This window comes from Pseudophaeobacter sp. 1A09344 (assembly GCF_041008745.1).
Taxonomy (GTDB): domain Bacteria; phylum Pseudomonadota; class Alphaproteobacteria; order Rhodobacterales; family Rhodobacteraceae; genus Phycobacter; species Phycobacter gallaeciensis_A.
Genome location: NZ_JAXGFS010000014.1, coordinates 103,803 through 117,250, shown reverse-complemented (window position 1 = coordinate 117,250; position 13,448 = coordinate 103,803). Strand labels below are relative to the sequence as shown.

The window sequence follows — 13,448 nt, the reverse complement described above, 5'->3', positions numbered from 1 at the left end:
AAACCCAACCTGGTCAGCAGCGGCAGAGAGTAGCTTAAACTACGCCAGATCCTGTCCAACGATCGGGGAGTAGCTCAATCGGATCGACCCTCGTCCTTTTGACTGCCGTCTGGATGCTTCCGAGCCTGTCCGACGTCTCCGACCTCAACGATGTTGGCATGTCCATGGGCGGGTTCGGCCTCGTCGGGCTTGCAGTCGCGAGCGTGCGTTATCGTTGGCCCTTGTGCATCGCCGTCCTGCTCGCGATCTCGATAAAGGTCGCAGTAGAGTTCGAACCTCTCACGGATACCGGACACGTGATCGCACTTTTGCTTGGATTTCTCTTGGGCTTGCTGATGCGACGAAAGATGACGACCGGACGACCCGTATGAGGTGACATCAACATTCGGTTCGCAGCGCAAATTTACAGGCGCGTTCCGAACAGGGCGCCGATCGCATAGGTCGCCGTCATAGCTATCACACCCCAGAAGGCCACGCGAAGTGCCGCACGTTCAACCGATGCGCCGCCGAGCTTGGCCCCGGCCGCGCCAAGTCCGAAAAGCATGGCCAAGGCAACCAACGAAACCGCTATCGCAACGCTCGAAAACGGTACAATCGCAGCGACCAAAAGCGGCGGTATTCCTCCGACCAAAAAAGCGGTGGCGGAAGCGGCAGCCGCCTGAAGCGGGCGGGCGGATAGCGCATCGCTCAGGCCGATTTCTTCGCGCGCATGGGTCGCAAGCGCATCATGTTCGGTCATTTCAGTTGCGGCCTGGCGCGCAGTTGCCTCGGACATGCCGCGCGTGCGTAGAATGCCAACCAGTTCGTCGAATTCGCCATCGGCGTTTCGTGCGAGTTCACTTGCCTCGCGCTCCAAGTCTGCATTTTCGCTGTCCGCTTGCGAGCTTACGGACACATACTCCCCTGCGGCCATCGACAGGGCGCCCGCAACAAGACCGGCCAGACCAGCGACCAGCACTGGTCCAGTCGCTGCTGAAGCCGCAGCGACCCCAACGATGATGCTTGCCGTCGACAAAAGACCGTCGTTGGCGCCGAGGACCGCTGCGCGCAACCACCCTGAGCGACCGCTGAAATGCAAATCCCTATGCGCCAGCATGGTTTTTCCCGACCTCCTTCAAATCGATTTCGACTCTTAGGCCCGGCGCGTTGTCTTCCAGGCGCAGTTCGCCGTCATGCATGTGGATGATCGCGGCGACCAGGCTAAGGCCCAACCCGCTGCCGGGTGTCGTTCGGCTACGCTCCAGACGATAGAGCCGCCGAAGCACATTTTCACGTTCTTCGGCGGGAATGCCGGGGCCATTATCGCTTATCGTGATGTGTGCGGTCCCACCCGATTGTGCCACCAACACGGAAATCTTGGCGCCCTCTTGAGCATGGCGGAGCGCGTTCTCGATCAAATTGGCAAACACCTGACCAAGCAGAGACTTGTTGCCCGAGACGAAGACCGGCGCATCCGGGACGTCACAGCTCAGATTGTGACCGGTTTCTTCGGCAGTTGGCTCATACACCTCGCAAAACGTCCGTGCCAAGGCTGCGACATCAACTTGTTCAAAGTGCTTCCTTGGCGAACCTCCTTCGATTTGAGCGATCTGCAAAAGCGATTGAAAGGTCTTTACGATGCCGTCGGTTTCTTCGTTTGCCCGGTCCACAATATCCGAGGCGTCCTTGTCCAGGCTGGCTTTCTTGCGCAACTGGTTCAACAAGACGGACACACGCTGGATCGGTGTCTTAAGATCGTGCGCAATGTCGGCAGAAACCTGCTTCAGGGCCGAGATCTGCTGTTCCTGCGCTGCAGCCATCGTGTCAATGCGTGCCCCAATCCGGGTGAGATCGTCCGCCCTCCCGTTCATGGGGGCAACGCGCGCGGCATAGTCGCCGGTTGTCAGCCGGTCGAGCGTTGCGTCGATTCGATTCAGCCGCCTGACGGAACGCCGGGCTAAAAGGACGCCGCCACCGACGACAATGAGCGTGGTCGGGATCAGGCTGAACAGGAAGACCGACAGGAAAGCTTCCTGAATGTCTTTGATAGGCTCGGCGCTGAGCGCGATCATCATCTGCCCACTGTGCACATTCGCACTCAAGGCAAAGTAGTCTCCGTCTATGTCCGCGGCATCGTCGTCAAACGACACGGCCGCGTATCCATCTCCATCAGACACGAGAGCCGCATTGCCGACATGCAGCCCTCCAGGCAGCACATAACTGAGAATACGATCTTCTGGGGAGGCTGTTTGAGATTGTGACCGGACAAATGCGATCACAGCCGCAGCATTCGGCAATGTCCTGAAACTCGCCATTTCCTGTTCAAGCGTCGCGCGCAGGGACTGCTCTGTATTGTCGCGCACGATCACGTAAGTCGCAGCAAGGCTAACAAGACTTACCAACGCGAACAGCGCCGCCATCGCCAGGGATTGACGCAAAGGCGTCGACGTCCATATGCCGCGGGCAGTTGCCAAGGCTCAGGCCTCGATCCGGTAGCCGGAGCCGCGAACGGTTTCGATCAGCTCTTTATCGAAAGGCTTATCGACCTTGGCGCGCAGTCGGCTGATATGTGTCTCAACGACATTGGTCTGGGGATCAAAGCTGATATCCCACACAGCCTCCAGCAACATCGTACGGGTCTGCACTCTACCCTTTCGCCGCAGAAGATGTTCAAGAAGAGCGAATTCACGCGGCAGCAGGTCAATGCTCTGTCCGGCCCGAGTGACCTTCCTGCGCACAAGATCCATTTCGAGATCGGCCGCACGCAGAATCGTCTCCTCTTGCGTTGCACGCGGACGACGCGCCAGGGCCGCAACGCGGGCCGAAAGCTCCCCAAAAGCAAAGGGCTTGGTCAGATAATCGTCGCCACCCGCATTCAATCCATCGATGCGGTCGTCGACGCCGCCAAGTGAGGTCAGAAACAAAACGGGCGTCTGGTTCTTTGCACCGCGCAGCGTTTTCACCAGGGCCATGCCGTCAAGACCTGGCAACATGCGATCGACGATCATGACGTCGTAGTCGGCAGCACTCGCCTGCAAGAGCGCATCGCGACCGTTTTCCATGAGGTCGACGACATGGCCTTCTTCGCGCAGCCCTTCGGCGACATACGCGCCTGTCGTCTTGTCGTCCTCGATCACCAGAATCTTCATCTTCCGCTCCGTCACGTGCCGGCGGCCCCGGGAGGGGCCACCAGTGTTTTGCCATGGATTTCAGAACTTTGCGACTTACTTGTCGTCGTCGGCTTCGTTCTCGCCATCCTCATCAGCTTCGTCGTTGTCGTTTTCATGGTCGCCATCCATGTCGCCGTCCTCATCGGCAGCAACCGTCATCGAACCATCTGCCAGAGTGTAGAGCACTTCCTGCTCGGATCCATCAGCCATCATGATCTCGAATTCCACGATGCCATTGCCAGCGGTTTCATCATCGAATTCGGCTTCGACGACCTTGCCGCCCGTCTTGGTTTCGACGTCTGCCACGACAGCGGCCACGTTGGGATTCGCACTGAGGAACTGCGCCAGTTCTTCTGCCGACTTGGCGTCCGAGCCGGTCGAGGCGTAGGCCAGCGAACCGGCGAGAACCGACAGGCCAACCAGGCCGGACGTTGCAGCGAGTGCGATCTTGTTGCGTTTCATGGTGTAGTCTCCTTGGTTTCTGGCCGGGACCATCCCGTCCGATGAGACTGATTTATGGAGTGCATATTCATCTCGCCTGTCGCGCGGATTACATCTGTGTTATCTTTGCAAAATACTGATTTTACGAAAAAAAACGGCGGGTCAACCCGCCGTTGCCGTGCATTTTTTTGGTGGTCTTCAGGCCGTCGCAGGCTCGGCCTCAGCAGTGTCCACGCGCACTTCAGCGGCGCGTTTCTCAGCTTCTTCCATCAAGCGCGGACCTGCAAGCCGCAATGCCAGGGCGAAAGCTCCGCCCAGAACGATGGCAAAGCCGACGGCCATGATGCCGAAGCCGAAGCCAGCAAATACGATCAGAGCGATCAGGGCGCTGGCGAGAAAAGATTTGATCCGTTCCATGTGAAGTCTCCTTGTTCCTTCTGAAACGGAATATGGGCAGGCATGAACACGGCCGCCTGACGCAAGAATTACATCTCTGTAATGTCGGGATTTCTCCGCCGAACGCGCCAGTATAGCAGCGCGATCATCAAGAGCAGCGCGGGAATGACCACCATCGCCACCAAGGACAAATGATGCCAAACCCAGGGAACGATCGAGGCATCATGACCAAGCTTGTAAGCCAGCGTAGACCACAAACCGACCCAAAACGCTGCGCCGATCAGATTGGCGATCAGAAACTTTGCCCAGTGCATGCCCGTCGATCCCGCCACAAGGCCGTTCAACTGTCGCAGGAGCACGATGAATCGCGCGGCGATGACCATGAAAGGCCCGTACTTTGCCGTGATCTCCTCCGCGCGCGCGTATTTGTCATGTGTAATGCCAATACGTTCTCCGTGGCGCAGAATTACGACTTTGCCGTATCTGCGCCCTATGAGATAGCCGACATTGTCGCCAAGAACGGCCGCGAAATAGGCCGCGGTCACCACATGCCAAATGCTGAGCTTGCCTGCCCCCGCAGCGGCAGAGGACGCGATCAAAGCACTTTCTCCCGGCAAGGGGAGTCCAAGCGTCTCCAGCGTGATCGAGAAGAAAAGTGCAATCACGCCATATTGCTCGACCAGTGCGAGCAGATGATCCTTGATCCAAAGCATCAGGTTTTCAGGCCTTCCAGTCTTTTTTCTATCGCACGGGTCAGGCCGCCCTGCCCTTCCTCTGGCATGAGCGCCCCCATCGAAAAATAAATCTTCATCAGATCGTCCGCATCCACGCCCGGCACCGCGCTGACCGCATCTTCAGCGACAAAGACCAGCCCGCCGGACATTGGTATCGGTGAGGTTGGAAGATACACGAGCTGCCGCCTGTTACCGTCCACGACATAGACTTCCGGGGAGGTCAGGAGCGCCAGAACCTCGGCGCCCTGCTCTCCACCGAAACGGCACATGACAACCGACATGCCCTTGAATTCATCACCCTTGTCCGCATTCAACATGCGCACGACTTGGCTGACGGGTTTGTAGATTGAGCGCACCAGCGGCACACGCGAAAACAGGGCGTCAATCCAGTTCGCGAGCTGGCGTTTAGCCTGCGCCTTCACCAATACGCCAAGCGCCCAGACGCCCACAAGCGCAATCGCGAGGCCCAGCCAGAATGCCAGAATTGCGTGACCGGGTCCCAGCAGGCTGGAGCCGCCCGACGTAAGGACGTCTCCCAGAATGCTGCCCGGCCCCAAGGCGCCACGCAGTTTGACAACGATCCATTCGATGATCAGGAAAGTCAGGATCACGGGCAAGAGTACGAAGAGCCCCGTTAGGAACGCGCTCGCAATCCCTTTTTCCCAAACATAACGTAATGGGTTCATGTCTTTCCCCATATTTCGTGGCCTTGCTCTCGCTGGATGAGCCTTTTTATCAAATAGCTTGCTGCATACGGCAATACAATTCACGGGCGGCGCGATGCGCCGCCCGTGAAATGAGTGCTGGTATTCCCTTACTTGCTGTCTTCTAGGATAGGGAGTGCGCCGGTTCCGGTCTTGTACTGGGCGACGAAATAGTGCTCGAGCAGGTCAACCACGTCGAGCTCCATATGCGCCCCGAAGGCCAGCTGCGAGGCATCCTTTTCCGCCAGCGCAGTGTTCAGCCCCGCGTGGATCGAATTGAGCGTGTCACGCAGCCCCTTGTCGTTCACTTGCGATTCAAGCGCAGCCCACTGCTTTGCGGACTGATCGATCGTCGCGGACACTGTGCTCCAGTCGATGGTCTTGGATCCGGCCAGGGCACTCAGTTTGAAGCCGGTATAGTCGAGCATCGATACGTCGATCGGCACCGTCAACTTCGAAGTGTCCAGCGTGCCTTCGAGTTGACCGAACCCGTCGACTGCGCGCAATGCGACCGTTTGCCAATCCTGCGCTTCGGCGGCTGCTTCGATCACCTTGAGGTTCGCCGCGACCGTTTCGGCAGCCTTGGCGTTCAGGAGCGGGTGGATGTCGGTCAGTCCCTTCGCAATCATGCCGATTGCTTCTTGCGCGGCACTGCGATCACCGGCCAGCGCGAATTCGGTCAAGTCTTCATGCAACGACGCTACATTGCTGATCGCCTCGTTGCGCGGGTCCGGCGTTTCAGGACGATAGCTCTGGGTCTCCATCACCTGGGTGATCTTTCCCTTGCCGTCCACGACGATCTGGTACCCGACGTTCGCCCGTGTGAATTCGGCAAGTGTCTTGCCTCCGGACAGCTTGTGGGTCGTCACATCCGTGGCGGTCACGTCCGCCGCAAATCCCGCGACTGCGTTCAAAACAGCCGGGTCGACGGGTTTGGTGTCGGCCATTAGAACTGCCGGTGTAAGCATCGCAATGGCGGCAGTGGCCAGAAGAGTACGTTTCATTTGTCTATCCTTTTCGATGTGAGGCAAGTGTTCCTGCCGCAATGCAAATTCGGAATTTAACCTGCATAGAACATGTCGCTTGGATTAAACCTGTGTAATGATGTTTCCGAGTACGGGGATACCGGGGTGGAAATGCGTAATGATCGAACGACTTCAGGAACATACAGCAAACGAGCGAACTTATCTCGCATGGATCAGGACCGCGATCGCGATTGCTGGGTTCGGCGTGCTCATAGAGAAGCTTCCATCAACGCCCAACAATACTTGGGCCGGTCTGGCGCTGGTTTTTCTTAGCGCGGCCCTGGTGCTGATGGCGTCCTTGCGATCCCTTGTGATCCGGAAGCAGATCGAAGGGGATCGGTTAGACCGCGCTTCTTTTGGTCGGATAGAGGTCCTCTTCTCGGCGATGTTGGCCCTGCTCTTATTGACTGTCTTCGTCTTTCTGCTCGGACTTGTCAGAACCGGGTGATACCGGCAGGGATTTCACGATGACATTCTGATAGGCATAGGGAATTTCGATGCCTTCGGCGTCAAACCGTTTCTTGATCCGCTCCGTCAGATCGTATTTGACCCCAGCGGCTATCGCCGGGTCAGCGCACCAGACCCTTAGACTCATGTCCACGCTTGACGCGCCCAGCTGCATGACCGGGCACGCGACGGTCTCTTCCACCTGCTCATGGGCCTCGGCCAACTCCAATGCAACTGCCCGTGCCTTATCGATGTCCGAATCATAGCTGATCGAGAACGGCACGATAGCCATGACACGCGGATGCACGGCCGTCAGGTTGACCATCACCGTGTTCGAAATCACCGAGTTGGAAATAACCACGCGACGGTTGTCGAAAGTCTGCAGAACCGTGTAGCCAAGCGACACATCCTCGACGACCCCGGTCTCCAAACCCGAGGGCGCATTGATCTGTACACGGTCGCCGAGACTGAAAGGGCGATAGAATATGAGGCTCAGGCCAGCGACGAAATTGGCAAGCGTCGATTGCGCGGCAAGACCAATGACGATCGAAGCGACCGACACACTCGCCAGAAGTGCGGTGCCGAGCCGGTCCAGCGCCGGGATCATGTGCGCGTAGAGCATCAGAATCACGATCCAGACGAAAACGCTCGCGACCTTGGACAGGAATGATGCCGCCATGCGGTCAATCCGCTGATCCCGGTCACGCTCCATGATCAATCGGATGGCCCTACGCATAACCCAAGACAGAATGAGCCCGCCCATCCAGAACAGGACAGCCAGCGTCAACGCGCCCGACCAAGTGTCCGGATGAAGTTTTGACAACCAGGATTGCAGCGTCTGCCAATTCATGAGGTACCCCCGGTGCGTACTATTGACGATGAGCACGCTTTTGAAAACACTGACGAAATGAAAAGAACAATTGACAGAAGCTCGCTCTTGAATGCTTTACGCACGGTTCAGGATCGGAGAGCGAGGCGGCAATTCCGCAGTGTTGGAACTTCGCCGGTTGCGATCGAGCCGCCCAAGGATGCGCATGAAACACAGGTGACCTGGTATCGCTATGGACCGGACGGCTACGCCGTGGAGACCTCTCGGCCCGGCACACATGACGGCGAATTGCTTTGGATCGACATCTGCGGGTTGAAGGACCATTTGGCGATCGCAGAACTGGCCGGAGGCGTCGGCCTGAGCGAGCTTGCCATTGCCGATCTGTTCCATCTAGATCAAAGGGCCCACACCGATTTCGATGGTGATCTTGTTCTAACAGTCCTGCGCATGCCCGTGTCCGGGCCTCCCTTCGTTGCCGACCAGATCACACTGCTCCTGGGACCTGATTTCGTCGTGACCCTACGTGAGGGCCCGCGCGACTGTTTCGAGGGTGTCCGCAAGCGCCTTGCAGGCGGGGCCGGGCGCATCCGAGGATCGAGCGCCTATCTCTTCTATGCACTGATCGATGCCATCGTAGATACCTATTTCCCGATCCTGGAACGGTATGGCGATTTGGTCGAAGGGCTGGAGGAACGCATTTTGCAGGAGCCCGGAGACGGTGCTGTACGCGATATCCATCTCCTGAAGCGTGAACTTCTTGATCTGCGGCACGCGCTCTGGCCGATGCGCGAGGCGCTTGCCGCACTGCAACGCGATGACACGCCGCAGGTCGACGATTCGCTTCTACCTTATCTCCGAGATTGTTCCGATCACGCCTTCCAGTTGCTCGACATGGTCGAAGTTTACCGGGAAACGGCCCAAGGCCTTGTGGACCTACAGCTGTCGTCAATCTCAAACCGGATGAACGAGGTGATGAAGGTCCTTACGATGATCGCGACGGTATTCATACCGATGACATTCATTGCCGGACTCTATGGCATGAATTTCGACCGAACTTCGCCTTATAATCTGCCCGAGCTGGGATGGAAGTTCGGGTATGTCTACGCTCTCTGCCTGATGGTCGGCTCCGCCTGCCTCATGCTCTTGGTATTCTTTCGCCTCGGGTGGATAGGACGGCGGTCGCATCGAAGAGATGATATTGACAATGGCTCGGAGAAAGACCCATGACTTCATTTTTTGGCTCCTGGCAGCTGTGGGCAATCCTCGCTGCAGTTTTCGCATCTCTGACGGCGATTTTCGCGAAGGTGGGCGTTTCGGATATAGGATCGGATTTTGCCACCTTCTTGCGCACACTTGTTGTCATGGCGGTTCTTGGCATGATCCTGTGGGCGACAGATCAATACGAACCGCTCGGCTCGATTTCACCCAAGAGCGCGCTCTTTCTCGTTCTCTCCGGCCTCGCGACCGGCGCCTCCTGGGTCTGCTACTTCCGTGCGCTTAAACTCGGACAGGCGTCTCAGGTTGCCCCTGTCGACAAGCTTAGTGTGGTCCTCGTGGCGATCTTCGGGGCGGTGTTTCTGGGTGAGCACCTCTCGCCGACGGGCTGGTTCGGCGTGTCGCTGGTGGGTGCAGGCGCGATCCTGATCGCGGTGAGCTGATTACACATCGGGAACAAAAACGTGACGTTACAAATCTGTATAGCTTTCGTCAGGCAAGCCTGAGGTCGAACCGCCATTTGCATCTCCATCACACCCGAGATGGAGGTTTACATGTCTCGTATCAAATCATTGGGTCGCGCAAGCACTGCGGCCGCTCTCGTTGCCGCTCTCGGCACGACAAGTCTTGTCGCCTTGGCGCCCACGACCGCTCTCGCCGTTCCCGCTGGCGGATATGCCGACCTGATCGAACAGTTCAGCCCGGCGGTCGTTCTCGTAGAAGTCAGCGCGAAAGTTACGCCCGCAGATGCGGAAGGCGGGATGCCGAACGAAGAATTCTTCAAGGAATTCCAACGCCGTTTCGGCGACCAGATGCCTCAAATGCCGGACATGCCAGGTTCGCCTGAACGCCAAGGCCTTGGATCGGGCTTCATCATCTCCAGCGACGGTCTGATCGTCACCAACAACCACGTCATCGACGGTGCGACGACCGTGACCGTCAAGTTTGCTGATGGGTCCGAGCATGAGGCCACTGTTGTCGGGACTGATCCCCTGACCGATATTGCACTTCTGGATATCGAAGGCACCGGCCTGCCGACTGTGGCATTCGGGTCTTCCGACGCCATGCGCGTCGGTGACGAGGTGATCGCCATGGGCAATCCCTTCGGCCTTGGTGGAACGGTCACGACAGGGATCGTTTCGGCCAAAGATCGCAACATCAATTCCGGACCTTTTGATGAATTCATCCAGACCGATGCTGCCATCAACCGCGGCAACTCGGGCGGACCGCTCTTCAATGACCAGGGCGAAGTGATCGGGGTCAACACGGCGATCTTTTCGCCGAATGGCGGCAGCGCGGGGATCGGCTTCGCCGTTCCGTCCGACCTTGTCTCAAAGATTGTCGCAGACCTGCAGGATGACGGTCAGATCGACCGCGGCTGGCTCGGCGTGCAGATCAAGCCTGTGAGCGAGGAAGTCGCTGAGGTTCTCGGTCTCGATGTCGGCCAGGGCACCCAGGTCGAAGAAGTGATCGCGGGCACACCGGCAGAGTCGGCCGGGCTGAAAGCGGGCGATATCGTGCTCAGCTTCGATGGAAGCGACATCAAAGAGGCCCGCGATCTGACCCGTGCCGTGGCAAGCACCGCGCCGGACACCGCTTCAACGATCGTAGTCCTGCGCAAGGGCGAGCGGATGACACTTGACGTCACGCTTGCCAACCGGGCGACCGCACAGGACGCCTGACCTCCGCTTTGCGCCGTCGGGATTCCCCCCTCGGCAGCGTAAAGGTCCCCACTCACGGAGGGCGGCCTGCCCCGGTGCATTTATCGCCGGGGCAGGCTAAAAAGATCAATAAAGACAAACGATTCGAGGGACAGACGTGACGGTTTCAGAAGATATTTCCACCGAAGGGCTATGGGCCCGCATCAAACCGCTGCTGCCCTATCTGCTGACGGCGGCTCTATTCGCGGGCGGTGCATGGGCGCTTTACCACCTTCTGAAACCCGTCAATTTCCATGATGTGGCCGCCCAGATACGGGGCACGCCCTGGCACATCATTGCCATCGCATTATTGTGCACGGCCGGCGGATATACGGCGCTCGTCGGCTATGACTGGTCAGCCTTGCGTTATCTCGACAAGAAGCTACCCCTGCCCGTCATCTTCACCGGCGGGTTTCTCGGATATGCCCTGGGAAATACAATTGGGGCGGGGCCTGTCACGGGCGGTGCAGTGCGATACCGCATTTATTCCGCGCTCGGATTGTCCGCCTACGACATCGCAGGGATCGCTGTATTCGGGTCGCTTGCCTTCGGGTTCGGGGCAACACTGATCGGGTTCGGCGCGCTTGCCTATCACCCGCACGCGCTGGATTCGCTGACCGCCCTCAACGCCACGACAATCCGCTGGGGCTCAGTCGCAATCGTCGCACTCTGCCTGATACTTCTGTCTTTCCTTGCTCTTCGCAAATCCGAGATCATGATCCGAGGGGTTTCCTTGCGGGCACCTTCGCTCAACATCATGTTGGGGCAGATCGTCTTCACCGGTATCGACATTCTCCTGGCCGGGACAACACTCTACCTGTTGCTGCCAGCCAGCGACTTGGGTTTCGCAACCTTCCTCGCCGTGTTTGCCGCCGCCATCTTTGCAGGCGTGCTCAGCCATGTGCCCGGCGGCGTGGGCGTATTCGAGACGGTTATCATTGCCGCCCTGCCCGCCTCAGTTCCAGTCGACCAGGCGGCGGCGGGCCTGCTGCTCTACCGGCTTATCTACTATCTCGTCCCGTTCGTTGCCGCGCTGATCCTGCTCGCCTTCACCGAGGCCCGAATGGCAAGCGGGCGCACCCTCGGACCGGTGATGCAAAGCCTCGCACCAGTCTTCAAGTCGGTCAGCGCCGTCACGCCGCTTGCGATCTCCGCGATGGTCTTTGGGTCTGGTGCCTTCATGCTGGCATCGACCCTCATCCCACCCACCAGCGATCTTGCTCAGGAGTACGAAGATCTATTGCCCTTGGCATTTGTCGAAGGCGGCGCGCTTTTGTCCAGTATCCTGGGTGCGGCTCTCGTGATCATCGCTCACGGCCTGCTCCGCCGCGTCGAAGGGGCCTGGTGGTTGGCGATCGGGGTCCTTGGTGGCGGCATTGCGGCAAGCCTTGCCCATGGTCTCGATTACGAACGGGCACTGGTACTTGGCCTGGCACTCCTCATTCTCGTGCCGACGCGCCGCGAGTTTTACAGGACGACCAGATTGACCCGAAACGTCCTGAGCCCGCGCTGGATCATCATGATGGCCAGCCTTTCCATCGCCGTCATGGCCGTCCTGTTCTTTGCACACAAGGCCACACCTTATGCACACGAACTCTGGTGGCAGTTTGCGGCGGATCAATCGGCACCGCGCGCCCTTCGTGCAGCACTGGTTGGCGTCCTAGCGCTCGCTTTGATGACTCTTGTTTTTGCGCTCAGGCCAGGAGCCTTCTCGCATGATCTCGCGACGGCGGAGGATCTGGAACGCGCACGGGAGATCATCAAGGGGCAGGACGATCCAGAAGCGAACATCGTGCTGACCGGAGACAAGTCGCTGTTGTTTTCCGAAAGCGGGAAGTCGTTTCTCATGTATCGCATACAAGGACGCACCTGGATCGCTCTGCACGATCCCTTCGGCGATCCCGATGAGTTCGCCCAACTCGTCTGGGAATTCCACGATGCCGCCTACGCTGCGAATGCTCGCCCCGTTTTCTATTCCGTCTCGGCGACATCCGTGCCGCTCTGGCTCGACATGGGACTCTCGCTGATCAAGATGGGCGAAGAGGCGGTCGTAAGGCTGCCCGACTTCGGGTTGGAAGGATCGCACCGCAAGAAGTTGCGCACCGCGCATAACCGCGCGCTTCGGGATGGGCTGAGCTTTGACGTCATCCCTGCCCCGATCCCGGCTGAGACGATGGCAACGCTAAAGGCCATCTCCGACGAATGGCTCACATCCAAATCCGGCGGCGAAAAAGGGTTCTCCGTCGGCGCCTTCGATGCCGAGCGTCTGGCGCAATTCCCTATTGCGACCGTTTCGTTCGAAGGCCGGATTGTCGCCTTTGCCAACCTCTGGCTGACCGAGACGAAAGATAAAGCCACGATCGATCTCATGCGCCAGGTCGATGACGCGCCATCGGGACTGATGGATTTTCTGTTCACCGAACTGATGCTGCATTTCAAGGCCGAGGGCTATCGCGAGTTCAGCCTCGGCAATGCCCCGCTTTCGGGCCTCGAGGCACGCCGCGGCGCCAAGCTCACGACACGGCTTGGCGCCTTCGTCTATCGCCACGGACGGCAGTTCTATAATTTTGAGGGCCTACGCAATTTCAAGGAGAAATTCGATCCCGACTGGCGGCCTGTCTACATCGCGCTGCCCCCCCGCGCGAATGTCCTCGGCGTGGCGACGGACGTGGTGTCGTTGATCGGCGGTGGTCTTCGCAGCACGATAGGGAAGAAGAAAGCAGATGTTTGACTGGAGCCGGTCGACAATGCCGTCGGACAATTATGTTCTGCAATGTGAATTTGTTTTGAATTACCCGATACGGCGAA

The 13,448-nt window shown here is 58.4% G+C and carries 14 protein-coding genes; 5 read left to right on the top strand and 9 right to left on the bottom strand.

The features are described 5' to 3' along the window. Positions 1 to 403: 403 nt before the first annotated feature. The 8 genes from SM765_RS20040 to SM765_RS20005 all read right to left on the bottom strand — a co-directional run bounded on the left by SM765_RS20040 (position 404) and on the right by SM765_RS20005 (position 6,428). On the bottom strand, positions 404 to 1,096 hold the full coding sequence (locus SM765_RS20040; RefSeq protein WP_368981772.1) for a VIT1/CCC1 transporter family protein: 693 nt from the start codon (positions 1,094 to 1,096) through the stop codon (positions 404 to 406). Beyond that, positions 1,083 to 2,453, bottom strand: a complete 1,371-nt coding sequence (locus SM765_RS20035; RefSeq protein WP_368981771.1) for a sensor histidine kinase — start codon at positions 2,451 to 2,453, stop codon at positions 1,083 to 1,085. The genes SM765_RS20040 and SM765_RS20035 overlap by 14 nt, the downstream gene beginning before the upstream one ends. Before the next feature lie 3 nt (positions 2,454 to 2,456). Then, positions 2,457 to 3,128: a winged helix-turn-helix domain-containing protein gene (locus SM765_RS20030; RefSeq protein ID WP_368981770.1), complete on the bottom strand. Its 672-nt coding sequence runs from the start codon at positions 3,126 to 3,128 to the stop codon at positions 2,457 to 2,459. Between the two features lie 75 nt (positions 3,129 to 3,203). Beyond that, the gene (locus SM765_RS20025; RefSeq protein WP_368981769.1) at positions 3,204 to 3,611 is read right to left on the bottom strand and encodes a hypothetical protein; all 408 of its coding nucleotides are present in this window, start codon (positions 3,609 to 3,611) and stop codon (positions 3,204 to 3,206) included. Positions 3,612 to 3,788: 177 nt separating this feature from the next. Next, on the bottom strand, positions 3,789 to 4,007 hold the full coding sequence (locus SM765_RS20020; protein ID WP_368981768.1) for a hypothetical protein: 219 nt from the start codon (positions 4,005 to 4,007) through the stop codon (positions 3,789 to 3,791). A 68-nt stretch (positions 4,008 to 4,075) separates the two neighbouring features. Beyond that, positions 4,076 to 4,699 carry a DedA family protein gene (locus tag SM765_RS20015; RefSeq protein WP_368981767.1) on the bottom strand — a complete coding sequence of 208 codons (624 nt, stop codon included), beginning with the start codon at positions 4,697 to 4,699 and terminating at the stop codon, positions 4,076 to 4,078. Beyond that, positions 4,699 to 5,418 (bottom strand): DUF502 domain-containing protein, encoded by a 720-nt coding sequence (locus tag SM765_RS20010; protein WP_368981766.1) that lies wholly within the window; start codon positions 5,416 to 5,418, stop codon positions 4,699 to 4,701. Before SM765_RS20010 ends, SM765_RS20015 begins: the two co-directional genes overlap by 1 nt. Positions 5,419 to 5,534: 116 nt before the next feature. After that, positions 5,535 to 6,428, bottom strand: coding sequence for a hypothetical protein (locus tag SM765_RS20005; protein WP_368981765.1), 894 nt, complete (start codon positions 6,426 to 6,428; stop codon positions 5,535 to 5,537). Between the two features lie 139 nt (positions 6,429 to 6,567). Between SM765_RS20005 and SM765_RS20000 the strand changes: the two genes are divergently transcribed. After that, positions 6,568 to 6,897 (top strand): YidH family protein, encoded by a 330-nt coding sequence (locus SM765_RS20000; RefSeq protein ID WP_368981764.1) that lies wholly within the window; start codon positions 6,568 to 6,570, stop codon positions 6,895 to 6,897. Here the strand turns inward: SM765_RS20000 and SM765_RS19995 are convergent. Beyond that, a complete protein-coding gene (locus tag SM765_RS19995; RefSeq protein ID WP_368981763.1) occupies positions 6,850 to 7,746 on the bottom strand; it encodes a mechanosensitive ion channel family protein in 897 nt (298 codons plus the stop codon). The genes SM765_RS20000 and SM765_RS19995 overlap by 48 nt on opposite strands. Before the next feature lie 12 nt (positions 7,747 to 7,758). Here SM765_RS19995 and corA point away from each other — a divergent pair, with 12 nt between their 5' ends. From corA to mprF, 4 genes are all read left to right on the top strand, one after another. Further along, a complete protein-coding gene (gene corA / locus SM765_RS19990; protein ID WP_368981762.1) occupies positions 7,759 to 8,952 on the top strand; it encodes a magnesium/cobalt transporter CorA in 1,194 nt (397 codons plus the stop codon). Further along, positions 8,949 to 9,383 carry an EamA family transporter gene (locus SM765_RS19985; protein ID WP_368981761.1) on the top strand — a complete coding sequence of 145 codons (435 nt, stop codon included), beginning with the start codon at positions 8,949 to 8,951 and terminating at the stop codon, positions 9,381 to 9,383. The genes corA and SM765_RS19985 overlap by 4 nt, the downstream gene beginning before the upstream one ends. Positions 9,384 to 9,494: 111 nt before the next feature. After that, positions 9,495 to 10,622: a Do family serine endopeptidase gene (locus tag SM765_RS19980; RefSeq protein ID WP_368981760.1), complete on the top strand. Its 1,128-nt coding sequence runs from the start codon at positions 9,495 to 9,497 to the stop codon at positions 10,620 to 10,622. Between the two features lie 136 nt (positions 10,623 to 10,758). Further along, on the top strand, positions 10,759 to 13,371 hold the full coding sequence (gene mprF, locus SM765_RS19975; RefSeq protein ID WP_368981759.1) for a bifunctional lysylphosphatidylglycerol flippase/synthetase MprF: 2,613 nt from the start codon (positions 10,759 to 10,761) through the stop codon (positions 13,369 to 13,371). Positions 13,372 to 13,448: the final 77 nt, after the last annotated feature.

Coding starts and splice junctions, on each gene's coding strand:
- SM765_RS20030 (WP_368981770.1), bottom strand. CDS start 3,128: ATGAAGATTCTGGTGATCGAGGACGACAAGACGACAGGCGCGTATGTC.
- SM765_RS20040 (WP_368981772.1), bottom strand. CDS start 1,096: ATGCTGGCGCATAGGGATTTGCATTTCAGCGGTCGCTCAGGGTGGTTG.
- SM765_RS19980 (WP_368981760.1), top strand. CDS start 9,495: ATGTCTCGTATCAAATCATTGGGTCGCGCAAGCACTGCGGCCGCTCTC.
- SM765_RS20020 (WP_368981768.1), bottom strand. CDS start 4,007: ATGGAACGGATCAAATCTTTTCTCGCCAGCGCCCTGATCGCTCTGATC.
- SM765_RS19995 (WP_368981763.1), bottom strand. CDS start 7,746: ATGAATTGGCAGACGCTGCAATCCTGGTTGTCAAAACTTCATCCGGAC.
- SM765_RS20015 (WP_368981767.1), bottom strand. CDS start 4,699: ATGCTTTGGATCAAGGATCATCTGCTCGCACTGGTCGAGCAATATGGC.
- SM765_RS19985 (WP_368981761.1), top strand. CDS start 8,949: ATGACTTCATTTTTTGGCTCCTGGCAGCTGTGGGCAATCCTCGCTGCA.
- SM765_RS20005 (WP_368981765.1), bottom strand. CDS start 6,428: ATGAAACGTACTCTTCTGGCCACTGCCGCCATTGCGATGCTTACACCG.
- SM765_RS20010 (WP_368981766.1), bottom strand. CDS start 5,418: ATGGGGAAAGACATGAACCCATTACGTTATGTTTGGGAAAAAGGGATT.
- SM765_RS20000 (WP_368981764.1), top strand. CDS start 6,568: ATGATCGAACGACTTCAGGAACATACAGCAAACGAGCGAACTTATCTC.
- SM765_RS20025 (WP_368981769.1), bottom strand. CDS start 3,611: ATGAAACGCAACAAGATCGCACTCGCTGCAACGTCCGGCCTGGTTGGC.